This is a genomic window from Ruegeria sp. AD91A (assembly GCF_003443535.1).
Lineage (GTDB): Bacteria > Pseudomonadota > Alphaproteobacteria > Rhodobacterales > Rhodobacteraceae > Ruegeria.
In genome coordinates, this window is sequence record NZ_CP031947.1 from 153256 (window position 1) to 178500 (window position 25245).

Consider the following 25245-nt stretch of genomic DNA (forward strand, 5'->3'; position numbering starts at 1 on the left):
TTGATGGAAACCTTTACCCTAGGCGTAGCTCTTTTCACCTTAATCGTTCTGGCATTGGTGGCCATCATCATGGCCGCACGATCCAAGCTGGTTTCGACTGGCAACGTCAACATCACGATCAACGGCGAAAAGACCATTTCCGTTCCAGCAGGTGGCAAGCTGTTACAGACACTGGCTGCCGAGAAGCTCTTTGTTCCTTCGGCCTGCGGTGGCGGCGGCACCTGTGCGCAATGTCGAGTGCGGGTGCATTCGGGGGGCGGGTCGATCCTGCCAACCGAAGAAAGCCATATCACGAAACGCGAAGCGTCGTGTGGTGATCGCCTGTCTTGTCAGGTTGCCGTCAAGCAGGACATGGACATCGAAGTTCCGGAAGAAGTTTTCGGCGTTAAGAAATGGGAATGTACCGTTCGTTCGAACGAGAACGTAGCGACCTTTATCAAAGCGCTGACCCTGGACCTTCCGGAAGGTGAGGATGTGAACTTCCGCGCTGGTGGCTACATCCAGATCGAAGCTCCGGCGCACCAGTTGAAATACACCGATTTCGACGTGGAAGAGGAATATCGTGAGGATTGGGATCGCTTCAATCTGTGGCAGTACGACTCGGTCGTTAATGAGCCGATCGAACGCGCCTATTCGATGGCCAACTATCCAGATGAAAAAGGCATGATCATGCTGAACGTCCGCGTCGCCTCGCCCCCTCCGGGCTCAGAGGGTATTCCGGCGGGTCAGATGTCGTCTTACATCTTCAACCTGAAACCAGGCGATAAAGTCACGATCTCTGGTCCGTTTGGTGAGTTCTTCGCCCGCGAAACCCAAAAAGAGATGGTGTTTATCGGCGGTGGCGCGGGCATGGCGCCGATGCGCAGCCACATCTTTGACCAGCTTAAGCGTTTGGAAAACCGTGATCGCAAGATCAGCTTCTGGTACGGTGCGCGGTCGAAGAAAGAGATGTTCTTTGTTGAAGATTTCGACCAATTGGCCGAAGAGTTCGACAATTTCGATTGGCACGTCGCCTTGTCGGACGCACAGCCCGAGGATGACTGGAAAGGCTATACTGGCTTTATCCACAACGTTCTGTTTGAAGAGTACCTCAAGAACCATCCCGCGCCCGAGGATTGCGAATACTACATGTGTGGTCCGCCAATCATGAACCAATCGGTCATCAACATGCTGCTGGATCTGGGCGTGGACCGTGAAGACATCATGCTCGACGATTTTGGTGGGTAAGAAACAAAGAAAAACCGGCGTTGAACACGCCGGTTTTTTCAATTGGCGGCTGGCCCGCGCTATTTTCCGTAATAGTCCCGATACCACGCGACGAATTGAGCGATACCGTCACTCAGCTCTGTCTGTGGACGATAGTTCGTCAGTCGTTGTAGCAGTCTGTTGTCAGCCCAAGTGGCGTAAACATCGCCCAACTGCATCGGCATGAAATTCTTCACGGCTTTCTTTCCTACGGCCTGCTCGATGGCTTCGATGAAATCCATCAGACGCACTTTGTCTCCGTTGCCGATGTTTACGACGCGGTAGGGCGCGACGGGTGACAGGCTGTCACCGTCCACGATGTCATCACGACTGGCTGGCCGCACCGGAGGCACGTCGATCAGCAATCTGATCCCGCGCACAAGGTCTTCGACATGGGTGAAATCCCGATACATGTCACCGTGATTGTAGATATCGATCGGGCGGCCATCCAGGATGGCGGCAACAAATTTGAAATACGCCAGATCGGGCCGCCCCCAAGTGCCGTACACAGTGAAGAACCGGAACATTGTCGTCGGTAAGTCCCACAGATGCGCGTAGGAATGCCCCATCGCCTCATTCGCCTTCTTTGTCGCGGAATAGATGGTCAGTTGGGTGTCGGCTTTTTCCGTCTCAGTGAACGGCATCTCTTCGTTGGCACCGTATATCGATGAGGTCGATGCCATCAAAAGATGTTCCACCTTATGCTGACGCGCAATTTCCATCACGTTGAAAGTTCCAACGACGTTTGATTCGATATAGCTGCGGGGGTGTTCCAAACTGTGTCTAACACCGGCTTGAGCCGCCAGATGAACAATGACATCCGGCTGAAACTCTTCGGCGACCTGCAACAGCCGATCATAGTTTTCCAACCGATCCTCGGTTGCCGTAAAGCCGGGTGTCTGAAGCAGAATTTGATTGCGGCGCTGCTTCAGGACCACGTCATAATAATCCGTCATCCCGTCGTAGCCATGCACGCGGTACCCTTCCTCCAACAACAGTTTCGCCAGATGGAACCCAATGAACCCCGCAGAGCCCGTAATCAAAACCCGTTTCATAGAACCCTCAATACGCCCTGCATGACTATTGCTGATCAAAAGACTTTGTCCCTGGTATCGGGGCAAATACTTTTGACCACTTCGAAAGTCATATCGGACATCCCGACGTCATTGGTCAACTCTTTGCCGATTCAATCAGTTGTTCATTGCCGCCAATTGACGAGAAGGGTAGGGATCAACGTGCATGATTACGAACTGGATCAGACGGCGGTTCGACCGCGCACCGGGGCAGACAACGGATACAGTGCCTTGCGACATCGCTCCGGCTGCGAAAGTGACGGCCGTGGGCGATATTCATGGTCGTCTGGACTTGCTGCAGGCGTTGTTGCCCAGGCTGGACGATCAGTGCTCGCTGGTTTTTGTCGGCGACTACATCGATCGGGGGCCGTACAGCGCACAGGTATTGCACCATCTGCGTCACCTGAGCGAGACGTCAGAAGGTCGTGTTCACTGTCTTCTTGGAAACCACGAAGAGATGCTATTGCGATTTCTGGATGTGCCGGAATGCAATGCCCGGCTCTGGTTTCAAAACGGGGGCGTGCAAACGCTGGCGTCTTTCGGGCTAAAACCTCCTGAAAATACCAATGAAAACCAGCAGGTTCAAAAGTTGGCGGATGACCTTCGCCTGAAGATGGGAGAAAGCCTGCTCAACTGGCTTGCCGATCGGCCCCTGGCCTGGACCAGCGGCAACGTCACATTTGTTCATGCGGCCCTGGACCCCCGACAGCCGGTTGAGGTCCAGGAACCACAGATTTGCCTCTGGGGGCATCCCATGTTTCCCAGGCTCGCACGCAGCGATGGCCAGTGGGTGGTGCATGGCCACACCATCGTAGACCTTCCCCGGGTCAAGAACCGGGTGCTGTCTCTTGACACAGGAGCTTTCGCTTCGGGTCGCTTGACAGCCGCCGAGATCAACACCGGCTGCGTTCGGTTCACCTCAACCGTTTGAACAATGGACGATTAACCGACGATCATTTGCTTCATGCGAAGGGCTTCGTATTCCAGCTCTTTCAGGCGGAAGTGGACAACGTCTCCGATCGTGATAACGCCGCATAAATTACCGTCGCGCAGCACCGGCATATGGCGAAAACGGCCTTCGGTCATTGTTTTCAGGACTTCATTCAGCAGATCATCGGGTGTGCAAGTCTTTACGTCCTTGGTCATCAGGTCTTCGACCGATTGCGGCAGGGTCTGGCCGGGTGTATCTGCCATCCGCCGGACAATGTCCCGTTCTGACAAAATCCCCTGCAACACCCCGTTCTGATCCGTCACAAGTACAGCGCCAATCCGTTTTTCCTTCAGCGTGTTGACCACAGAATGAATGGTGTCGTTTGGGCGCACCGAAAAAACCGCGTCCCCTTTACCTTCAAGCAGCTTGGCCACAGTTGTCTGCGAGTGCGAAAGGTTCGATTCCGCTGACTGGCTGTACGTCGTCTTGTCAGCCTTGTCGCCGCGCGAGGGCGACTGGTAAGAGGTTGGAGCCATGGGCAATCTCCTTGTGGTTCTTGCAAAGTCTTTCCCTTTCACCTTAGCGCAGCTAAACGACCTGTATAGGGTGCAATTGCGCGGATCGGCAAAAACGCGGGCCCGGAAAGGACGTTTAAGCTATTGAGTGAACTCTATCTTACTCCAACCATAGCGGCATTGATCTTCTTTGCGGTTGTCGTATGCGGCCACAATTTTCGCATGGCGTGGAAGCAACAGCCGCCGGGTTGGCAAAAACGTGCGTGGTTCTTTGGCGTGCCGGCGGGGGTCGGCCTGTTGGTGCTGGGATTCCTGCCGCTAAAGATGTGATCGCAGTTTGACTCTGGCCGGGGCCACTGGCATATGCCGGGCACAGAATTTCCCGGAGATCGACCGATGCGTCTTATGCCTGTACTGGCCGTTGCCACCCTCCTTTCCGGCTGTCTGTTCGACAAGGAACCCGAGGTGGTTCGTCTGTCGGGCGAAACAATGGGCACGACCTTCAATATTACCGCGATCGGTGAAGATATTGATGAGGCCGCATTGGCCGCCGCGGTCGAAGAGACGCTGGCCGAGGTCAACGCCAAAATGTCCAACTGGGATCCAAAGTCCGAGGTTTCTGTCTTTTCGGCTTCAACCAGCACAGCCCCGGTTCCGGTTTCAGACGAACTCGCGCTGGTCCTTTCGGCAGCCAATGACGTGCACGAAAAAACTGGTGGGACCTTTGACGTAACTCTGGGCCCGCTGATCGAACTTTGGGGCTTTGGCCCGCGCAAGCCCGAGGATCCGGTGCCATCGGATGCCGAAATCGAGGCCGCGTTAAGCGGCGTCGGGCAAGCCAGTTTGCTGACGCTCAACACCGAATCTGGCACTCTGTCAAAATCTGATCCGCAAGTGGGCATCAACCTGTCGGCGATTGCGAAGGGCTATGGCATCGATGCGGTTGCCGGCGCTTTGCAGGATGCCGGTATCGACGATTACCTTGTCGAGATCGGCGGTGATCTTGTCGCCAAGGGAAAGAATGAGCAGGGCGAAGCCTGGCGCATTGGCATCGAAAAGCCTGAAACGGGCACTCAGAGCATTCAATTGATCGTTTCCCTGGATGATCGTGGCATGGCCAGCTCGGGTGATTACAAGAATTTCTTCGAACAGGACGGTGTGCGTTATTCGCATATCATCGATCCGACCACGGGACGCCCGATCACACATCGCACGACCTCTGTCACGGTTCTGGCGGGAAACGCTATGTTGGCGGATGCCTGGGCAACAGCCATGCTGGCTTTGGGTCAGGAGAAGGGAATGGACATTGCGGAAAAGCATAAACTTGCCGTGTACTTCATTTCGCGGGATGTGACAGGCGGCGAAGATGCCTATATTACGTCGCACAGCACCGCGTTCAAAGACGCTTTGGGAACCAACTGACAGGCAGGGACCAAGATGAGCACTTTTATTCTGGCATTTATTCTGCTGGCACTTGTCATGGTCGGTATGTCTTTGGGTGTCATACTGATGGGTAAGACCATCAAGGGCAGCTGTGGTGGCCTGAACGCGATTTCGGGCGCTGATAAGTGCGTTGTGTGCCAGAAAGATGTTGACCCGGACAGCCCGCTGCGCGACCAATTGCAATGCAAACGTGCCAGGAAGATGCTGGAACAAATGGAACAGCAGACCTGAAGCAAGTTTTTCTTCGCTCTGCGGGCGGAAATGGCTAACTAGGTCCCCATGACTTTCGGAGAGGCGTCGCGTTGGCCAAGGCAAAGAATATCCTGTTCATCATGTTCGACCAGCTGCGCTGGGATTATCTGAGCTGTTATGGGCATCCACATCTGCACACTCCGAGTATCGATCGTCTGGCCGCGCGCGGTGTCCGCTTTGACCGCGCCTATATCCAGTCCCCGATTTGCGGCAGTTCACGTATGTCGACCTATACCGGACGATATGTGCATTCCCATGGTGCATCATGGAACAACATCCCTCTGAAAGTGGGCGAGATCACGCTGGGCGACCACCTGCGCAAAACGGGAATGGATTGCTGGCTTGTTGGCAAGACACATATGGCCGCGGATGCCGAGGGGATGGCCCGTCTTGGGCTGGAGCCCGACAGCGTCATCGGTGCCCGCGTGGCGGAATGCGGGTTTGACGTGTTCGAACGCGATGACGGGTTGCGTGCCGAGGGTCCGGATGGGTTCTATGATCCGGACGGGGCAAAGAAATACAACCAATACCTTGCGGACAAGGGATACGAGAGCGACAACCCCTGGCATGACTTTGCCAATTCCGGTCTGGATGCCGATGGCAATGTTCTGTCAGGCTGGTTCCTGAAGAATTCATCCGAGCCTGCAAACATTGCAGAAGAGGACAGTGAAACTCCATATCTGACGACCCGTGGGATCGAGTTCATGGAAAGCCATGAAGGACCATGGTGCTGTCACCTCAGTTATATCAAGCCGCACTGGCCTTACGTTGTGCCAGAACCTTACGCTTCGATGTATGGACCAGAGCATGTTGTGCCCGTGGTCCGCTCTGAGGGCGAGCGAATGACTGCACACCCCGTCCTGAAGGCCTTTATGGACACCAAGGTCGGGCAGGCATTTTCGCGTCAGGATGTCCGCGAGGCGGTGATCCCAGCTTACATGGGGCTAATCAAACAAGCTGATGACCAGATGGGTCGCCTGTTCGACTGGATGGAGAAAACCGGGCGGATGGACGACACGATGATCGTGTTGACCTCAGACCATGGCGACTTTCTGGGCGACCACTGGATGGGTGAAAAGACGTTTTTCCACGATGCCTCAACCAAAGTGCCGCTGATTATTTATGATCCGTCACCTGAAGCAGACCTCACGCGCGGCACCACCTGCGACGCGCTGGTCGAGTCGATCGATCTGGCGCCAACGTTTCTGGAACAGGCAGGCGGTGGAAAAGCCGGTCATATTCTCGAGGGGTATTCTCTGCTGCCGATCCTGCATGGTCAGTCCGACAAAACGCCCCGAACGGTCGCAATCTGCGAGTACGACTATTCCGCGTCTCCGATCGCGCAGCGGCTGAACGCATCTGTTCGCGATGCGGTGATGTTCATGGTCGCGAATGAAAAGTGGAAGCTCATCCATTGCGAAGGTGGGTACAGGCCGATCCTGTTCGATCTGAAAAACGACCCGGATGAGCTGATCGATTTAGGTGACAGCGCGGACCATTCGGATGTTATCGCGCAGATGTATGATCACCTGTTCGCCTGGGCGCGGCGCACGTCTCAGCGCACTACCCGATCCGAACAGCAGTTGGTCGATATGCGGACGCGAAGTGGGGGTACAGGAATCATGATCGGTATTTACGACGAAAACGACACGCCGTTGGAACTGACGGTCAAGTATCGCGACCGCATGGCGCAGCCATACAAAAGCTACCTAAAAGATTAGTTTTGTCCGCGTTTTCATCGAACAAAACATGAGGCCCTTTAATCGAGTTGTTCAGGGGTTCGTTGTCTTCCAGCGGGAGATCTTGGGCACCCGGCGGCTTGATTAATTCTGCGCAAATTAACGCAAAGACGGTTCACCCCTTGCCAGCCAGACGGTAGAAGATGACCCAAGAGCAGTAATCGGAGAATTTCAATGTCCACCCCCAAACCAGTTGTACTGTGTATTCTTGATGGTTGGGGCCTGTCTGACGACAAGCAGGCGAATGCGCCTTTACTGGCGAACACTCCGACCTTTGACGCGATCATGGCCAAGTTCCCGCACGCCACGCTGGTAACGCACGGCCCTGATGTGGGTTTGCCCAACGGGCAGATGGGTAATTCCGAAGTAGGCCATACCAATATCGGCGCAGGTCGCGTTGTTGCCATGGATCTGGGTCAGATTGACCTGGCCATCGAAGACGGTTCATTTTTTGGCAATGAGGCCCTGCAGGCTTTTATTTCCAAGGTCAAAGCCTCCGGGGGGACGGCTCACCTTATGGGGTTGGTCTCGGACGGTGGTGTCCATGGGCATCTGAACCACATCATAGCTGCAACCAGGGCCATTACGGACACCGGCGTTCCTGTCGCCCTTCATGCCGTTACCGACGGGCGCGATGTGGCCCCCAAATCTGCGCTGACCTATTTGTCCCGGTTGGAAGAGCGGCTGCCCGAGGGTGCCCGCGTTGTCACGGTGAGCGGTCGCTATTTCGCCATGGACCGCGACAATCGCTGGGAGCGGGTATCAGAATCTTACGACGCGATGATCAACGGCAAGGGCAGGGCGGCCAACACCGCACATGGCGCCGTGGACCACGCCTACAACCAGTCGGAGTCTGACGAATTCATCACGCCAACCGTACTGGAAGGTTACGAAGGCGTCGTCGACGGAGATGGCTTCTTCTGTCTGAATTTCCGAGCAGATCGCGCTCGCGAAATTCTGCGCGCGATTGGTGAACCGGGCTTTGCAGAGTTCGAAACCGGGCCGCGGCCAAAACTGTCGGCGCTGCTGGGTATGGTGGATTATTCGGACGGTCACAACGCATACATGACCACGGTTTTTCCGAAACGGGCGATTGAGAACACGCTCGGGGAATGGGTGGCTAAGCAGGGATTACGTCAATTCCGGCTGGCTGAAACTGAAAAATACCCCCATGTAACCTTTTTCCTGAACGGGGGTAAGGAAACCCCGGAACAGGGTGAAGATCGCTGTATGCCCAAGTCACCTAAAGTCGCGACCTATGACTTGCAGCCCGAGATGTCCTCGGCTGAGGTCACAGCCAGGTTTGTCGAGGCGATTGAACAAGGGTATGACCTGATCGTGACCAATTACGCCAACCCTGATATGGTCGGGCATACCGGCGATCTGCAAGCTGCGATCAAGGCATGTGAGGCTGTCGATACAGGGTTGGCACAGGTCGTTGCTGCCTTGGAAAAGGCAGGCGGTGCAATGATTATCACCGCCGACCACGGAAACTGTGAAGTGATGGTTGATCCGGCAACCGGTGGTGCACATACGGCGCACACGCTGAACCCAGTGCCCGTTGCGTTGGTTGGCGGACCTGAAGGGGCGCGATTGCGTCAAGGTCGATTGTCTGATCTGGCGCCGACGCTGCTTGACTTGATGAACCTGCCCAAACCGCCAGAAATGACCGGAGAAAGCCTATTGTCATGAGGCTGACCGCCCTTGCACTATTTTTGCTGTCAACCTTGCAGGCTCTGGCCCAGACTGACTCATCCCAGGCTGCACTTGAAGCCGCAGAGATGCTGGAACAGGCGTCTATCTCTCTGACTGAAGCCGAAGGTGCCCGGGATCGGGTGCGCGCGTTGACCGAAACGATACAGGCCTATGAGGCCGGGCTAAGCGCGATGCGGAATGGTCTGCGCAAAGCTGCGACGCGCGAAGCGCAACTGAGCGCGCAACTGAGGGTGCGCGAAAAGGATGTCAGGCAATTGCTTGGCGTTTTGCAGACCATTGAAACGACCGCCCCGCCGGTGCTGATGTTGCACCCTTCAGGCCCATTGGGCGCGGCGCGGGCCGGAATGATACTGTCTGAGGTCACGCCTGGTCTCAACGCTAAAGCGCAAGCGCTGGCACAGGACCTGAACGAAGTTCAGACACTGCGCCTTCTGCAGCAAAGCGCCTCGGAAACTCTGACAGAAGGGCTGAGCGGTGTGCAAGAGGCCCGCACACGGTTGAGTGAAGCGATTGCCGACCGCACTGATTTGCCGCGTCGATTTGTTGAAGACCCGGTGCGCACGGCCATTCTGATATCATCCACCGAGACTCTGGATGGCTTCGCAAGCGGCCTGTCAGAAATCTCGGAAGGTGAGATCATGGAATCCGACGCTAGCGTCTTGGACCAGAAAGGGCAGATCGCTTTGCCAGTTCAAGGCGTCGTGCTTCGGAAGGCAGGTGAGCCGGACGCGACAGGGGTTACCCGCGCAGGCCTGGTTATCGGCACTCGTTCCCGTGCGCTTGTAACATCCCCAACCGCGGCCACGATCCGCTATCGCGGGCCATTGCTGGATCTGGGAAACCTGGTCATTCTGGAGCCGCAACCGGGCCTGTTGTTCGTGTTTTCGGGCTTGCAAGAGGTCTATGGTCACCCCGGGCAGGTGATCCCAAAAGGCACTCCGGTTGGTCTGATGCCGGGTGAAACGCCGGAAATCGGCGCAATATTGTCAACAAGCGGTGATGGCACTGGAACTGATCGCCCAGAAACGCTCTATATAGAGGTAAGAGAAGATAACAGCCCGGTGGACCCGGAAACGTGGTTTCGGACCGACAAGGATGGATAAACGAGTATGAAGAAATTTGTGATGGCCGGTATGGCCGGAACGGTGGCAGGCATTCTTGCTACAACGCAGATCGCAGGCCCCCTGCTGGCGCAAGAGGCCGTGAACAAGGCCAGCGTCTATGAACAGCTTGACCTGTTCGGTGACATTTTCGAGCGCATCCGTGCACAATATGTCGAAGAGGTTGAGCCCGAAGAACTGATCGAGGCTGCTATCGATGGCATGCTGACCTCTCTTGATCCGCACTCCAGTTATCTTTCGCCCGATGATGCCGAACAGATGCGCGTGCAGACTCGGGGCGAGTTCGGTGGGCTGGGCATTGAGGTCACGCAGGAAGACGGTTTTGTCAAAGTCGTGTCTCCCATAGATGACACACCCGCTGACGAGGCCGGGATCGAAGCCGGCGATTTCATCACACATGTGGATGGAGAAAGCATTCTGGGCCTGACGCTGGACAAAGCGGTGGATCTGATGCGTGGTCCGGTCGGCTCAGAGATTGTCATTACCGTCGTGCGCGAAGGCGAGCCTGATCCCTTCGATGTCACCATTATCCGTGACACGATCAAGCTGACCGCCGTTCGTGCGCGCACCGAAGGCACTAGCGTCGTCCTGCGCGTAACGACCTTCAATGATCAGACCTTCCCAAACCTGCAGGAAGGGTTGCGGGAACAGATCGAAGAAGCCGGTGGCATCGACAAGGTCAATGGTGTCGTATTGGACCTGCGCAACAACCCCGGCGGACTGTTGACACAGGCCATAAAAGTTTCGGATGCGTTCCTGAACGAAGGTGAAATCGTGTCGACCCGTGGACGGGACCCGGAAGAGGGTGAGCGGTTCAACGCTGCGCCCGGAGATCTGGCGGAAGGCAAACCCATTGTCGTGCTGATAAATGGCGGATCGGCTTCAGCGTCCGAAATCGTTGCCGGTGCCTTGCAGGATCATCGCCGCGCTATCGTCGTCGGCACCAAAAGCTTCGGCAAGGGGTCGGTTCAGACGGTGATGCCGCTGCGGGGTGATGGTGCGATGCGCCTGACCACGTCCCGGTATTACACCCCATCAGGGCGGTCGATTCAGGCTCTGGGTGTCAGCCCTGATATTATCGTGGAACAACCCCGCCCGGCGCCTGAACCGGAAGAGGAAGAAACCAACGCCCGTTCGCGGTCCGAGGCCGATCTGCGGGGCAGCCTCAACAATGACAGCCTGAGCGAAGATGAGATCCGCCAGATCGAAGAAGATCGCGCCAAGGCTGAGGCGACGGCTGAGTTGAGGGAAGAGGATTACCAGCTGGCCTATGCTATCGACATCCTGAAGGGGCTGTCGGCCTTCAACCCCAACGGGCCGTCACAGTAAACTGTAGGGGCTGCGCATGTCGCAGCCCTTTCTGACCGGCTTCAGCTTTCGATCCTGTGCAGTTTCTTTTCATCGAGAAGCAGCGCCAGAACGAGACCGACCGAGACCGATAAGGCAGAAAAGACGAAAGCCATACTCATCCCGCTGTCAAACGCTGCCGACAATGCCCGATGAACCGTCTCTGCTTCGCTGGATGACAACCGGCTGATAACCGCGTGGGCGGACGGCGTATCAAGTGTTCCGCCATTGATCGTCCGAAGCTCTGCTTCCGTCAACTTGATACCGGAAGCAACCACATACTGGCGAAGCTCAGACAGGCTGACGACGTACATAATGGCCGTGGCACACGCGACAGAAATTGCTCCATAAACCAGATGGGTCATAAAGCTCAGACCGCCGACCAGCCCAGCCCGTTCCGGCTTCACTGCACACATTGCAGCCGTGCCGGACGGTCCGACGGTCAGGGTTGCCCCCAGTCCGATCATCGCCATGCCGGGCAGGATACGAAAGTATCCCAGATCGCTGGGCATCACCACAATCGTCGCAGCCCCAATCGTGGCAATCAGGTACCCCCAAAACAGTAACCGCTTGGGGCCGAAATCACTGTAAAGCGTGCCTGAAACGACTGACCCCACCGCGAGCAACACGGTTAGCGGTGCCAACCCCAGTGCAGATTCAAACGTGGACCAGCCCAGCACCTTTTGCATGTATTGCGGGAAATACAGCAGCCCCACAAAAGCCGCGGACACGTTGAACATGTTCAGGCCAAGGGTGATGCGAAACTCGCGGTTTTGCATCATCTGCGGTAAAAGCAGTGGCTCTGTTACGCGTTGCTCGACTTTCGGGAACAGAATGAATAGCGCAGCGCTGATGAAAAAGAGCATCAACAACGGTACGGACGTCCACCCCCAATCCGCGCCCACATCCAGACCGTAAAGCAGAATTAATACGGCGAAGGACAATACACCCATTCCGGCGAGGTCGAGATGCTCACCCTGTTTGTGATGGGTTTCCCGTTCCATCAGGATCAGCGCGGTGGCCATCGAAATGCAGGAAAAGACGACATTGGCGAGGAAGAAGTACCGCCACTCCCCCAGGTTCACAGCCAGCCCGCTGATCATCGGGCCAAACACATTACCGGTCGTTACACCCGCCAGAATAAGCCCCATCACCAACGCCCGATGCTCAGGCTTCGACACCTTGGTTGCCCCGAACGCCAGAGTGCAAGGCCAGACGCATCCCGCGCCAATACCTTGCAACGCACGTGCAACGATCAGGAAGTCAAGGCTAGGCGAAACAAAGCACATGACCGAGGAAAAAAGAAAGATCGACAAGCCGAAAAGCATCATCCTGCGGTGGCCATACATGTCGCCAAGCCGCCCGCCTGCGACCATGGTCATGGCAAAAAACAACGCATAGATGTTCAGAACCCATTGGGTGCTGGTGATATCGGCGTCAAAGCCGTTTTCGATTGCAGGCACCAGCATGAGGGCACCGGTAAAATCGATACCGATGCCAAATCCTGTCACCATCAACGCGATGACTTTGACAATGCTGTTGCGGTCCATGGCTGGGCACGATCCGTTTCGAATGCAACCATGATGCACGGAATCGGTGAAAAGGATAGAAAAAACAGGCCAGAACGGATCAGTAGCCGTCCCGGCAGATACGACGAAATGCGCGTTTCAGCATATCCAGCTCTGCACGCAACAAATCTACTTCGGCCCTGAGATCATCTGCTGCAGGCTCACCCGAGATTACCGTGAAGTGTCCCAGTTTTTCAGCATTAGCTGCGTCTGCAATGACGAACGTGTGCACGCCTTCGGATAGGGCGGCAACAGGCACCTGTATGCGTAAATCCCATCCGTCTTCTGCGGGCGACAGGTCAACATTGTTAAGGGTTTCGCCCTGGTAGCTGACCTCCAGAATCGGCTCACTGCTGGCTTGAATATGGCCTTGCCAGCTTCCGTTTTCGAACCGAATGAAGGTTAACGTGGTTTGCGTCATGTCTGATCTTCTCACAAGTCGGCGCGATGAAAACGGCAAAACGTAAGATCCCGCACCACTATGCGGTTCATCTCGGGCATTTCAAAAATCAGGTCCAGCCAGATTTTTTCGATCCTGCGCTCATTCAGGGGGAGGTGCGCCAGATCAAAATCCACCGCATTCGACGCCTCAGTGGGATCAAGGCTTCGCAACACTTGCTCCATATTGGGCCCGTGCTGAATGTTGAGGCGCGCGAACACGCTCGATGGCTTTTCACACTCGATCAGGGTTTCCACCCTCACAAGGTGCTCGCGTGTGAGGTTAACTGCTGCATCCTCAGGTAATTCGACCGAAACTGACAGAAAGGATCCTTCAAAGCTGAAAACCTCGACCACGAGACTGAACGGGGCCAGATCCCTGCCGTCCCTGTTGCGGACCTGCCGCACGGCAATTTCAGAATGCGGGCAATCGTGGAACAGGCTGACCTGCCTATCCAGAACGGCCTTTCGCGGGGCCGAAGCCACACCCGGTTGCGTCAGGGGGCCACGCCAAAGGTCGGGGCGACAGCTCCAGTCCGTCCCGAGGGGCTTGGAAAACTGCGTGGACCCAACCTTTGGCCGGATAAGGCGGCTGTCTGCCTGCTGAATCAAATGATCAAGATGCCGGCGCAAACCGCGGGCCTGGTCTCGTTGCAACCGCAAATCTGCCTGCGTGGCATACGGGGCCTGGTGCGCGGCCCGGCGCCAACGCCCCATAATCTTGCGATGAATATAGCTATCCAGAATCCTGCTCATGGCCACGTCGTCCGATAATGCCCGTCGTTAGTCAAGGAGAAGAGCATGAACAAACCCGCAATAACAAAATTGCTATCGAAAGCCTGCGGTTTTCTGTTGGGGTCGGACCATAATTTGGATAGGCGCGACGTGTTGGATATGAACTGGTCTATTCTTGCAATACACAGGGTCAGTGCTTACCGTCTGGTACCTGCAAAGTGGGTCACCCCAACAACAGCCACGCAACAGTTTAGCTCATGACAAGGCCAGGTTATGGAGTCCACTTTATTTGCCTTCATTTGGAAACATTCGAAGAAACAGCAACTTGTTCTTCTTCTGCTGACAGTCTTGTCGTTCCCGTTTCTTTATGCCTCGCTGGAATTGCCCAAACAAATCATCAACGACGCAATCGGCGCGCCGGGTGACACGGTAACCATCTGGAATTTCACCGTGACGCAGGTGCAGTATCTGATGATACTGTGCATTGCATTCCTGGCGACGGTGATCGCAAGTGGTGTGATGAAGATGCGCATCAACACGATGAAGGGCATCCTTGCGGAACGCATGCTGCGGCGCCTGCGTTATACGTTGATCCAGCGCTCGATGCGGTTTCCGAAATCCTATTTCGCGACCACCAGCCAGGGTGAGCTGGTATCGATGATCACATCCGAGGCCGAACCGATGGGCGGCTTGATGGGGGATGCCATCGCACAGCCGGTTTTTCAGTTCGGCCAGATGATGACGATCGTCACATTCCTGTTCATGCAAAGTGTTTGGTTCGGACTTGCCAGTATCGCGCTGATCCCGCTTCAGGCCTGGCTGATCCCCAAGCTTCAGCGGCAGATCAATCTTCTGAACAAGGACCGCATTCAGGAAGTTCGACGTCTGAGCTCGGAGATCGGCGAAACTGCGGCGGGTATCAGCGATCTGCGTACCAATGGCGGTTGGCGCTATCGCCTGGCGCAATTCAGCCATCGGTTGGGGACCCTGTTCGAGATCCGCTTCAAGATCTACAACAAAAAATTCTTCATGAAGTTCCTCAACAATCTGATTACTCAGATAACGCCCTTTCTGTTTTATTCAGTGGGTGGATATCTGGCGATTACCGGTGAGGTGACCGTAGGCGCTCTGGTTGCTGCATTGGGTGCCTACAAGGATCTGAGCGGCCCATGGAAGGATCTGCTGACCTATTACAACCAGGTGCAGGACATGTCTTTGCGGTGGGAGATCGTCACCGAGAGATTTGCTCCGGATAACATGATACCGGAAGAGCTGTTCGAGGGTGAACCTGAAACCATCCCGCGTCTGACTGGCGATATCGAGCTGCGAAATGTGACGGTCCGCGATATTGATGGTAAAACCGTTCTAGAAGATCTCGATCTGACCATTCCACGTGGCGCGCGTGTCGCGATTCAGTCTCCACACGCGTCGGAGCGTAGTGCGTTGGGGCAGCTCCTGACACGTGAAGTGTTACCGGTGCAGGGCGAGGTGATTATGGCCGGACACAATCTACGCGGCCTGCATCAGTCCGTCATTGCGGCCCGGATCGGCTATGCCTATTCGCGCCCGTACCTGTTTGACGGGACGTTGGGCGATAACCTCATGATGCCCTTGCGGACGCACCCACGTCATGAAGCAGAAACGCTCAAAGCCCCGACACGGTGGCAGATCGAAGCTGTTCGTGCAGGCAATTCACCGGATTCTCTGGGCGATGAATGGATTGATCCGGGTCTCGCTGGCCTTGACGATATCGAAGACATACGTGACTGGTGGTTCCAGCTAGTGGAAGCGATGGGCATTGATGAGTTCATGTTCCGCCGCACATTGCGTACGCAGTTTGACCCCGAAGTTCACCCGGTTCTGGCACAGGAAGTGGTCAATCTACGAGGGACAATCGCCAAGCGCCTGGCGGAAAAGGGGCTTGACCGCTATGTGTACCGGTTTGACCCCGATCGCTTCAACCCGGCAGTTCCGCTGGGCGGCAACCTGTTGTTCGCGGCACCATCCAGGGACATATCTCCGGACATTCTGGCAGGTGACGAACGGTTTGTTCAGATGCTCAGCGCCCATGATCTGGCTGACGACGTGATTAGTATCTCTCAGGCCGTTATGGATACGCTCAGCAAGACCTTCGGGAGGGACGGAGCGGATCACCCGCTTTTCCTAAGGCTTGGTATGTCCAAGGACATGTATCACAACTTGCTGGATATCGAAGAACGGCGCAAAGCCAAAGGTGATATGGCTGTGAGCGATCAGGAGCGTGCATTGCTATTGACGGTGCCGTTCCTGTTGACGGCAGAACAGATCGGCCCGGACTTTCCGGACGAGTACAAGGAAAAGATTCTTGCCATTCGCAAAAGTCAGGCCAAGCGGCTGCGGGATGCGATGGGTGGTATGTTCATAACGGTTGCGCCGGATATCTATGTGCCACGTCTGACAGTATTGGAAAATGCGATCTACGGCCGGGTGTCTTTGATGGCAGGTGCACATGCAGACGACATAGAAGACGTCGTGGCCGAAGCCATGAACGAAGCCGGCTTGCGACGCCGGGCAGCGGCCATCATTTATGATCTGCCAACGGGTCTGGGCGGGAACAATCTGCCGACCGTCTTTCAGGAACGTGCCGCTTTCTCTCGCGCCGGTATCAAGCGTCCTGACATCCTGATTTTGGATAAGGCTCTGGCAAGTCACGATTCTGAAAGCCGGCTGCGCACCCGCCTGAAGCTACGGGAGTTGCTGCCGGATTCCATTATGATCTTTATGGAAGATCACTTTGCACATCCCGAAGCTTATGATTTGTTTGTGGAAATCAAAGAAGGTCGTATCGACGGAGTATCACGCACTTCTTCAACAAAAGAAGACAGCACTTCGGACGACCTGAGCCGAAAGCTTGAAATCCTATCCGCCACCGAGTTGTTTTCCGGCGTGGACGGTCGCAACCAGCGACTGCTGGCCTTCTCAGCGCAATGGTACGAGGCTGCAGCTGGGCAAGTCATCTTCTCGCGTGGTCAGGCACCGGACGCGGCGTATCTGTGCATCTCAGGTCGGGCCAGACTGGACTGGCCTGCGGATGATGGAACAAAACACCCAATCTCGATCATCGAGCCCGGGCGTCTGATCGGTGATCTATCCATCATTACAGGAGAACCCAGACAACTGGATCTGGTCGCCATCGAAGACTGTAGTTTCCTGCGTATCGGTGCAGAGGAACTGCGTGCCGTGGTCGAAAGCGACGCTTCGGTTGCAACACAATTGCTGCAGACTGTCGCGGGGTATCTGACTACGCTGTCCACAAGAATCAACGCAGCACAGAACCCTGAGGAGCTGCTCCCTGCCATTGCGGATCAGGTGACTCCGGAAAGCACGGATAAAAATGCCTAAAGCATATACCGCTCATAGCAATTTGGTCGAAACGGCACGCGCCAAACCGGAAATCTGGCGCCTGTTGCTGGGGCTCTTGCTGGTTGCAGTGCTGGTCAGCGTTCTGAATATCGTGTTTTTTACCGTGATCGCCGGGATGGGGCCGGAAAGCTGGGCGCAGACGCTTTTGATGGGCAGTTCACCCCTCGCGCTGCTGTTGCTGTTGGCCAGTTTCGGTTTCATCATTCTAGGCGTGGCAGTCGCCGCGCGGCAAGTTCAGCAAAGGTCTTTGGCGTCTATCATCGGCGGGTACCGATTGGCAGCGGGGCAATTCCTGCAAGTGTTGAAAGCACTTCTTATTTTGGGTGTGGTCGGGTTCTTGTTGCCGCCTTATGGCTTCGGCGGATCTCTATCGCAGAACCTGCCATTGTCGACCTGGCTTCTTCTGTTGCCGGTTTCGGCGTTGGTTGTTCTGGTACAGACCAGCGCCGAAGAACTATTGTTCAGAGGGTATATCCAGCAAACTCTGGCAGCCAGATTCCAATCTCCTGTCATCTGGATGGGGGTACCCTCAATCCTTTTTGCCGTTGGACATTACACGCCCGACATGGCTGGCGACAATGCGCTGCTGATTGCGCTATGGGCTTGCGTTTTCGGTCTGTTGACGTCGGACCTGACGGCCCGGGCTGGAACACTGGGACCTGCTATTGCATTGCATTTTTTCAACAACATCATTGCGTTGCTGTTCATCTCGTTGCCTGACAACCTGAACGGGCTGGCCCTGTTTACCCTTCCGTTCGACGCATCTGACGCCGAGCAGCTTCGTCCCTGGCTTCTGGTGGACCTGGCTGTGATGTTCGTTTGCTGGCTGGCCGCGCGACTTGCGCTCAGGCGTTGATTGCAATTCCTTCCGTGGCGTCCTATTTGACGTCAACACCGCACAAGCCAAGGTTCCGACATGAACTGGATCACAAACTACGTCCGCCCCCGGATCAACTCGATCTTCTCACGCCGCGAAGTGCCCGAAAACCTCTGGCACAAATGCGACGAATGCGGAACGATGCTGTTCCATCGCGAGTTGGCGGAAAACCAGAATGTCTGCACACAGTGTGACCACCATATGGCGATCACGCCGCGTGAACGGTTCAAGCACTTGTTTGACGGCGGAGTCTTTGCCGAGGTTGAGGTGCCCACCCCAAAAGACGACCCGTTGCAATTCCGCGATCAGAAGAAATATCCCGACCGCATGAAAGCAGCGCAGAAAAAGACCGGCGAAAAGGAAGCCATGCTGGTCGCCTTGGGTGAAATTGGCCGCACCCCAATCGTGGCCGCAGCCCAGGACTTTTCGTTCATGGGCGGATCGATGGGGATGTATGTCGGCAACGCGATCATCGCTGCCGCGCAGGAAGCGGTAAAACTCAAGCGTCCTCTGATCCTTTTCTCGGCTGCCGGTGGGGCCCGTATGCAGGAAGGCATCCTCAGCCTGATGCAGATGCCGCGCACCACTGTGGCAGTTGAGATGCTGAAAGAAGCCAACCTACCATATATCGTTGTTCTGACTCATCCGACGACTGGCGGGGTCACTGCATCTTATGCGATGCTGGGCGATGTCCACATCTCGGAACCCAATGCGCTGATCTGCTTTGCCGGACCTCGCGTGATCGAGCAGACGATTCGCGAAAAACTACCCGAAGGCTTTCAGCGCGCCGAATACCTGCTGGATCACGGTATGCTGGACCGTGTCACCAAACGTACCGAATTGCGTGACGAGTTGATCACCATCACGCGCATGCTGATGAAGCTGCACCCTGCGATCAAGGGTGATCTACCCGCACCGGAACCAGCCGACGCAATCGAGGCCCCAGTGGAAGAGACAGATCCAAAATGAAGGCCAAGACGTCTGACGCCATCCTCGACCGGATGATGGCGCTGCATCCCAAGATCATTGATCTGACCTTGGACCGCGTTTGGCGTTTGCTGGCGGCGCTGGACAATCCTCAACTTAAACTGCCGCCGGTCATTCATATTGCCGGCACCAACGGCAAGGGCTCGACTCAGGCGATGATCAGAGCGGGGCTTGAGGGGGCAGGACGCTCGGTACACGCTTATACGTCGCCGCACCTGGCACGATTTCATGAACGCATTCGATTGGCCGGAGAGCTGATCTCGGAAACAGAACTGACGGCGGTTCTGGATGAATGCTACGCTACCAACGGCGGTGAAAACATCACCTATTTTGAGATCACCACATGTGCTGCCCTGCTGGCCTTTACCCGTGCCAAAGCAGATTACACACTGCTTGAGGTCGGGCTGGGCGGGCGTCTGGACGCTACAAACGTGATCGAAAACCCGACCGTCACAGTTATTACACCCGTATCCATCGATCATGAACAATTCCTGGGTGATACCTTGGGCAAGATCGCGGCGGAAAAAGCGGGTATCATCAAGCCCGGCGTTCCGTGCATTGTCGGCTCACAACAGGACGAAGCGCTTGAGGTCATCGAGTACACCGCCGCCCGTTTGGGTGCGCCTTTGCTGGTCCATGGGCAGCACTGGCACGTGCAGGAAGAAAACGGGCGCCTGATCTATCAGGACGAAACAGGTTTACGCGATGTGCCTCTGCCCAACCTTCTGGGCGCGCACCAGGTTCAGAACGCCGGCGCAGCGTTGGCAGTTCTGCGTCATCTGGACATGGGCGACGACGCATACGAAGCCGCTGTCACCAAAGCCGAATGGCCGGCACGCATGCAGCGTCTGAAATCCGGCCCGCTCGTAGATCAGGCCCCGCAGGCCGAGCTTTGGCTGGACGGTGGTCATAACGCCGCCGCAGGTGTCGCGTTGGCGGATGTGTTGACGAATCTGCCAATAAAACCGACCCACATGATTTGCGGCATGCTCAACACCAAGGATGTGACCGGGTATCTCGCACCTATTGCTGAGAAGGCCGCAAGCCTTACAGCCGTCTCCATTCCGGGCGAAGCGGCGACGCTTAGTGCAGAAGAAACCGCTGCGGCTGCGACCAAGGTCAACCTGCCCGCGTCCACCGCAGACAGCGTAGCGGACGCGTTGAAAGTGATCACGGACAATGACCCGCAGGCGCGTGTTCTGATCTGCGGTTCGCTTTATTTGGCCGGAAAAATTCTGCAAGAAAACGCGTAGGCGCGTTCCAGCCTCTTGATCTGGCTGACATAGTCTTGGGTGGGTCACGCGATACGGGCGGATCAGCGCCCAAGTTGCCCCCAATCCTGATCCTGCATTTCCCGCAGGCGCGATGCGGTGCGTTCAAACTCGAATGTCCCTTCGCCTTCGACATACAGCATCTCGGGTTCGGCCGCGGCCGAGCAGATCAATCGCACCCTGGCTTCGTAGAGCGCATCGATCAGGGTGACAAAACGCTTGGCCTCGTTGAAATTGTTCCGCGACAGGCGCGGGATATCCTCAAGCACCAGCACCTTCACTTCTTCCGCAATCGCCAGATAATCCCCCGGTCCCAGCATGCGCCCACACAGGTCATAAAATGAAGCCCGGGCCACTCCGTTGCGAAAGGCTGGCAGTTCAACGGCACGGCCTTTGACTTGCAATAAAAGCGGTTCTGCGGGTCCACCGGCAAGATCTGTCCAGACCTCTCTGATTTTCTGCCGGGCTTCTGGGCCAATCGGTGTGAAGTAGACCGGGGCACCCTCCAACCTGTTTTGCCGGTAATCCGTGGGTGACACCAATTCCCACACCTGCGACTGCTCTTTGATATGCGCGATGAAAGGCAGGAACAGCTGCCGGTTCAGCCCATCCTTGTACAGATCGTCGGGATGCCTGTTCGACGTGGTTACAACGACTACGCCGCCCTCGTGCAGCAAGTCAAACAGCCGCCCGACAATCATTGCGTCCGTAATGTCGGTGATCTGCATTTCGTCAAATGCGAGCAAGCGAACTGAATTGACCACCTCTTTCGCCACTGGTGCCAGGGCATCCTCGACATTTTGTTGTCGTGCCTTGTGCATTCCAGCATGGATTTCCTGCATGAAAGCATGAAAATGCACACGTCGTGCGGGGATGTCGCTCAGCGTATCGACGAACATATCCATCAGCATCGATTTTCCACGCCCGACACCGCCCCATAGATACAGTCCTCTGGGGGGCGGAGGTGCCTTGCGGAAGAACCCGCGTTTGACCGGCTCGGACAAAGCGGCTCGGATACGTTCGAATTGAGGCAGAACGGCCTCTTGCGCGTCGTCGCGTGTCAGGGTTCCATCCGCGATGCGGGCCTCGTAGAGCGAAATTAGATCCGTCATGAATCTGAGCCTTACCCGTCACCTCGCCTGTTGAAAAGAAGCCATTTTTGGCGACACATCAATTTTGTATATCCGTGACCGCAAATCTGCTGAATTGACGCTGACACCAAAACTAATACGGTCCTTCGGACGCAATGCCTGAGGTCCCATGCCCCAATACGCCCGCTTGTTGAATCCGATCCTGATCGTCGGATGCATCATCGTCACGGTCAGTTTCGCCGTGCGCGCCTCTTTCGGCTTATTCCAGATTCCGATAGCGGATGAGTTCGGCTGGCTGCGGACCGATTTCTCAATGGCGATTGCAATTCAGAACCTGGCTTGGGGTATCGGACAGCCGATCTTTGCCGCTATTGCCGAAAAGGTAGGCGACCGACGAGCCATCATTCTTGGCGCTCTCACCTACGCGGCCGGCATGGTGCTGACAGCGTGGTCTGTCACACCGTTCGAACATCAGATGTATGCGTGGCTGGTGGGTTTCGGTATCGCCGGGACCGGGTTTGGTGTGGTTCTGGCGGTCGTCGGTCGCGCGTCTGCCAACGAAAACCGGTCCATGTCGCTTGCCATCGTTACCGCCGCGGGCAGCTTTGGGCAGGTTGTGGGGGCGCCAACGGCGGAATGGCTGCTGTCATTCTTGCCATGGCAACACGTCTTTGTCGTGTTCGCCGTGGCGATTCTTGCGCTTGTGTTGACCTTGCCCTTTATGCGCGCACCACAGACGATCTCGAAGGCTGAGCTGGAAGAAAGCATGAGCGAGATACTGGGCAAGGCGTTCCGCGATCCTTCCTACGCTCTCATTTTTCTGGGGTTTTTCAGCTGCGGATATCAACTGGGCTTCATCACCGCGCATTTCCCGGCTTTCGTAACCGAGATGTGCGGGCCAATCCAGCCCGGAGGTGTACTGCATTCCATCGGTATCACCTCCACATCGGCGCTTGGTGCGGTGTCGATTTCATTGATCGGTCTGGCCAATATCGGCGGTACGCTTCTAGCAGGTTGGGCCGGCAATCACTTTCACAAGAAATACCTTCTGGCCGCAGTCTATACGGGCCGGACGATTGCCGCGGCATTGTTCATCCTGTTCCCGATCACACCACTTACGGTCATCGTATTCTCGTTGATGATGGGATCGCTTTGGCTGGCTACCGTGCCGCTGACTTCGGGTCTCGTCGCGCATCTTTACGGTCTGCGCTATATGGGCACGCTCTATGGTTTTATCTTCCTGAGCCACCAGATCGGCAGCTTCCTGGGCGTCTGGCTTGGCGGTCGCATGTATGACCAGTATGGCGACTACAACATGGTTTGGTGGATCGGGGTCGCGATCGGTGCCTTCAGCGCGATAGTACACCTGCCGATCCGTGAAGACCGATCCGCAGTTCCTGCCTGAGGCACATCGGTACACCACAGGCAGGGAACCAATCGGGCAAAGGCGTTACCGAAGCTCGGCTTCGGTGTTGCCGCCATCCACCGTCACGACATGACCGGTGGTGCGTTCCATCAGCGCCAATGCAACAAAGGCATTTGCGACGTGCTTTGCCTCTACTTCGCGGCCCAGCAGGTTGCCTGACATATAGGTCTCCTCGGAAACGCCACGTGCGGCAGCGCGTTCCTGAATGAACCCATCCGTCAGCAGGCCAGACCGAATTCGGTCTGCATTCACCCCATTCACACGGATTCCATATTCGGCCAATTCAAGCGTCAACTGGCGCAACAGAAACAGGGTGGCGGCTTTCGGCGTGCCATAGGCCCCCATGTTCCGGCCCGGGTTGATCGCCTGTTTCGAGATATTGAACAGGATCTGACCGCCGCGGCCCTGAGCTTGCATAACTCGGGCAGCCTGTGTCGCAAATGCTTTGTGCGCGAAGAAATTCAGTTCAAAAGCAGCACGGAATTCCTCGTCGCCAAGATCCAGCAATGCGCCCGAGGTCGCGGCCCCGGCATTTGACACCATTACATCGAGCCCACCAAACCGGTGTATCACCGCGGCTATTGCGGCATCCGCGGCGCCTCTTTCGGTTACGTCGCAAGCGTATGTCGAATGCCATGTGCCAAGGGTCGATTTGGCCTCGGCCAACGCGCCTTCATCCCGGTCCACCAGAACGACATTTGCACCGGCATCAGCAAAGGCCTTGGCTGTCGCCAGACCTATCGCTCCTGCACCGCCGGTCACCATAACAATCTTACCCTGAAGCGGAGGTGGTGAGCTTTTGCCCAGCTTCGCCTGTTCCAGCGACCAGTATTCACAATCAAAGCGATCTTTTTCATTGTTGGGAAAAAAACCGCCCGCGTCTTCGCCCACTGATCGCACCCGCAGGTTTTGTTCCGCAAGATCCGCCGCTGTCGAGGCAGCCTTCGCGTTTGGGCCTATTCCAATGATCCCAACACCCTCGATCCAAGCATGCTTGGGGTCTTGGGGCAGCAGTTTCTTGGGCTCGTCGACCTGCGGGGCCTGCCGTTCAAAATATTCCCGATAGTCTTTGGCAAACTCTGCGACCTTCGCCTTGATCCGCGCCCGGCCCCCAGACAAATCCGATGCTCGCAATACAAGCGGGCAGCCTTTTGTCCGTAATACATGATCCGGCGACGCCATGCCTCGCTGGGCCAATGAATCAATATCCGGACGATCAAAAAACTGCATGACATCCGGCCCGTTGCGGAGGTCAAAAACCGGCATCTGGTCATCCCGTTGGGCTGCGACTTCGGCAATGACCCCGCGCAGGATCGGCAATACCTCAAGATTCTCAGCCGGATCGCGACGGCCAATTGTTGTCAGGTCCTTCATTCCGAAATAGGCAGCGACTTCGTTGGTATGGGCCACGATCCGGTCATAGCTTTCCTGCGCCGTCGCGCCGAACGTAAAATGCCCATGCTGAAGCAGCAGAAGTCCTTCGACATTCGGGTTTTTGTCAAACACCTCGGCCGCCTTTTTGGCCAGCCCAAAGCCAGGCTTGATATAGGGTACAATGCCCAATCGGTCATCAAAAATCTCGCGGCAAACCTCCTCGGCGTTTGGCAGATTGGCGAGCACCAGAAAGGGTGTCGCGTGCGTATGATCCACATATTTGTGCGGCAGAAACGCATGCAACAGTGTTTCTACAGAGGGGTTCGGTGAGCCCGAGTCCAGCAGATTGGCGCGCTGAACATTGACCATCTGCGCATCTGACAGGTGGTCCAGCGCGCGCAGTTTCATCAAAGGATCAAGCCAAACACCTGGCAGGCCCGGCGCCTCGATGCTGTCTAGATCCCACCCAGACCCCTTGACATGCAGAACACGCCGCGGATCGCCGAACAGATCAGGGCGTTCCAGCTTGACTGACGTGTTGCCTCCACCATGCATCAGAAGGTCCGGGTTCTGACCGATCAGCCGCGAGGTGTAGACACGTTCGCCCAGTTCCTGATCTGCGGGATCTGTTCCGACCCGATCCCGCCATTTTCGTGCCTCATCGGCCCTGTACCAGTTTTCAATCATCATTCAT

General features: G+C 56.1%; 21 protein-coding genes. 14 read left to right on the forward strand and 7 right to left on the reverse strand.

Annotated features, from left to right (window positions below):
* Positions 1–3: 3 nt before the first annotated feature.
* Positions 4–1227 carry an NADH:ubiquinone reductase (Na(+)-transporting) subunit F gene (nqrF, locus tag D1823_RS19200; protein ID WP_117873116.1) on the forward strand — a complete coding sequence of 408 codons (1224 nt, stop codon included), beginning with the start codon at positions 4–6 and terminating at the stop codon, positions 1225–1227.
* Between the two features lie 59 nt (positions 1228–1286).
* Here the strand turns inward: nqrF and D1823_RS19205 are convergent, their stop codons facing one another.
* The gene (locus tag D1823_RS19205; RefSeq protein ID WP_117873117.1) at positions 1287–2300 is read right to left on the reverse strand and encodes an SDR family NAD(P)-dependent oxidoreductase; all 1014 of its coding nucleotides are present in this window, start codon (positions 2298–2300) and stop codon (positions 1287–1289) included.
* A 184-nt stretch (positions 2301–2484) separates the two neighbouring features.
* Here D1823_RS19205 and D1823_RS19210 point away from each other — a divergent pair, with 184 nt between their 5' ends.
* On the forward strand, positions 2485–3249 hold the full coding sequence (locus D1823_RS19210) for a metallophosphoesterase family protein (RefSeq protein WP_117873118.1): 765 nt from the start codon (positions 2485–2487) through the stop codon (positions 3247–3249).
* 11 nt (positions 3250–3260) lie between these two features.
* Here D1823_RS19210 and D1823_RS19215 read toward each other — a convergent pair whose 3' ends face one another.
* Positions 3261–3785, reverse strand: coding sequence for a CBS domain-containing protein (locus D1823_RS19215; protein WP_117873119.1), 525 nt, complete (start codon positions 3783–3785; stop codon positions 3261–3263).
* Between the two features lie 123 nt (positions 3786–3908).
* Here D1823_RS19215 and D1823_RS19220 point away from each other — a divergent pair, with 123 nt between their 5' ends.
* The 7 genes from D1823_RS19220 to D1823_RS19250 all read left to right on the forward strand — a co-directional run bounded on the left by D1823_RS19220 (position 3909) and on the right by D1823_RS19250 (position 11364).
* The gene (locus tag D1823_RS19220) at positions 3909–4094 is read left to right on the forward strand and encodes a hypothetical protein (RefSeq protein WP_117873120.1); all 186 of its coding nucleotides are present in this window, start codon (positions 3909–3911) and stop codon (positions 4092–4094) included.
* Positions 4095–4160: 66 nt separating this feature from the next.
* On the forward strand, positions 4161–5186 hold the full coding sequence (locus D1823_RS19225; protein ID WP_254683873.1) for an FAD:protein FMN transferase: 1026 nt from the start codon (positions 4161–4163) through the stop codon (positions 5184–5186).
* A gap of 15 nt (positions 5187–5201) precedes the next feature.
* Positions 5202–5438: a (Na+)-NQR maturation NqrM gene (gene nqrM / locus D1823_RS19230; protein ID WP_117873122.1), complete on the forward strand. Its 237-nt coding sequence runs from the start codon at positions 5202–5204 to the stop codon at positions 5436–5438.
* A gap of 71 nt (positions 5439–5509) precedes the next feature.
* Positions 5510–7180: a sulfatase-like hydrolase/transferase gene (locus D1823_RS19235; RefSeq protein WP_117873123.1), complete on the forward strand. Its 1671-nt coding sequence runs from the start codon at positions 5510–5512 to the stop codon at positions 7178–7180.
* 192 nt (positions 7181–7372) lie between these two features.
* Positions 7373–8890 carry a 2,3-bisphosphoglycerate-independent phosphoglycerate mutase gene (gene gpmI, locus D1823_RS19240; RefSeq protein ID WP_117873124.1) on the forward strand — a complete coding sequence of 506 codons (1518 nt, stop codon included), beginning with the start codon at positions 7373–7375 and terminating at the stop codon, positions 8888–8890.
* Positions 8887–10017 (forward strand): murein hydrolase activator EnvC, encoded by a 1131-nt coding sequence (locus D1823_RS19245; protein WP_117873125.1) that lies wholly within the window; start codon positions 8887–8889, stop codon positions 10015–10017. Before gpmI ends, D1823_RS19245 begins: the two co-directional genes overlap by 4 nt.
* A gap of 6 nt (positions 10018–10023) precedes the next feature.
* Positions 10024–11364, forward strand: a complete 1341-nt coding sequence (locus D1823_RS19250; RefSeq protein WP_117873126.1) for a S41 family peptidase — start codon at positions 10024–10026, stop codon at positions 11362–11364.
* Between the two features lie 41 nt (positions 11365–11405).
* Here the strand turns inward: D1823_RS19250 and D1823_RS19255 are convergent, their stop codons facing one another.
* The 3 genes from D1823_RS19255 to D1823_RS19265 form a co-directional block, all read right to left on the reverse strand.
* Positions 11406–12932: an MFS transporter gene (locus tag D1823_RS19255; protein ID WP_117873127.1), complete on the reverse strand. Its 1527-nt coding sequence runs from the start codon at positions 12930–12932 to the stop codon at positions 11406–11408.
* Between the two features lie 79 nt (positions 12933–13011).
* Positions 13012–13371 carry a hypothetical protein gene (locus D1823_RS19260; RefSeq protein WP_117873128.1) on the reverse strand — a complete coding sequence of 120 codons (360 nt, stop codon included), beginning with the start codon at positions 13369–13371 and terminating at the stop codon, positions 13012–13014.
* A gap of 11 nt (positions 13372–13382) precedes the next feature.
* Complete coding sequence (locus D1823_RS19265) at positions 13383–14144, reverse strand: DUF6478 family protein (RefSeq protein ID WP_117873129.1); 762 nt, start codon at positions 14142–14144, stop codon at positions 13383–13385.
* Positions 14145–14396: 252 nt separating this feature from the next.
* On the opposite strand from D1823_RS19265, the gene D1823_RS19270 reads away from it, so the two are divergent.
* The 4 genes from D1823_RS19270 to D1823_RS19285 are packed head-to-tail and all read left to right on the forward strand — an operon-like array spanning position 14397 to position 20642.
* Positions 14397–17504 (forward strand): ABC transporter transmembrane domain-containing protein, encoded by a 3108-nt coding sequence (locus D1823_RS19270; protein WP_117873130.1) that lies wholly within the window; start codon positions 14397–14399, stop codon positions 17502–17504.
* Entirely contained in the window at positions 17497–18381 is an 885-nt protein-coding gene (locus tag D1823_RS19275) for a CPBP family intramembrane glutamic endopeptidase (protein ID WP_117873131.1), read from the forward strand. Before D1823_RS19270 ends, D1823_RS19275 begins: the two co-directional genes overlap by 8 nt.
* A gap of 60 nt (positions 18382–18441) precedes the next feature.
* Positions 18442–19371 (forward strand): acetyl-CoA carboxylase, carboxyltransferase subunit beta, encoded by a 930-nt coding sequence (gene accD, locus D1823_RS19280; protein ID WP_117873132.1) that lies wholly within the window; start codon positions 18442–18444, stop codon positions 19369–19371.
* Complete coding sequence (locus D1823_RS19285) at positions 19368–20642, forward strand: folylpolyglutamate synthase/dihydrofolate synthase family protein (RefSeq protein WP_117873133.1); 1275 nt, start codon at positions 19368–19370, stop codon at positions 20640–20642. The genes accD and D1823_RS19285 overlap by 4 nt, the downstream gene beginning before the upstream one ends.
* A 62-nt stretch (positions 20643–20704) precedes the next feature.
* Here the strand turns inward: D1823_RS19285 and zapE are convergent, their stop codons facing one another.
* Entirely contained in the window at positions 20705–21772 is a 1068-nt protein-coding gene (zapE, locus tag D1823_RS19290; protein ID WP_117873134.1) for a cell division protein ZapE, read from the reverse strand.
* Between the two features lie 148 nt (positions 21773–21920).
* Between zapE and D1823_RS19295 the strand changes: the two genes are divergently transcribed.
* Positions 21921–23156 carry an MFS transporter gene (locus tag D1823_RS19295; protein WP_117873135.1) on the forward strand — a complete coding sequence of 412 codons (1236 nt, stop codon included), beginning with the start codon at positions 21921–21923 and terminating at the stop codon, positions 23154–23156.
* A gap of 45 nt (positions 23157–23201) precedes the next feature.
* Here the strand turns inward: D1823_RS19295 and D1823_RS19300 are convergent, their stop codons facing one another.
* Positions 23202–25241: a bifunctional aldolase/short-chain dehydrogenase gene (locus tag D1823_RS19300; RefSeq protein ID WP_371415318.1), complete on the reverse strand. Its 2040-nt coding sequence runs from the start codon at positions 25239–25241 to the stop codon at positions 23202–23204.
* Between the last annotated feature and the right edge of the window lie 4 nt (positions 25242–25245).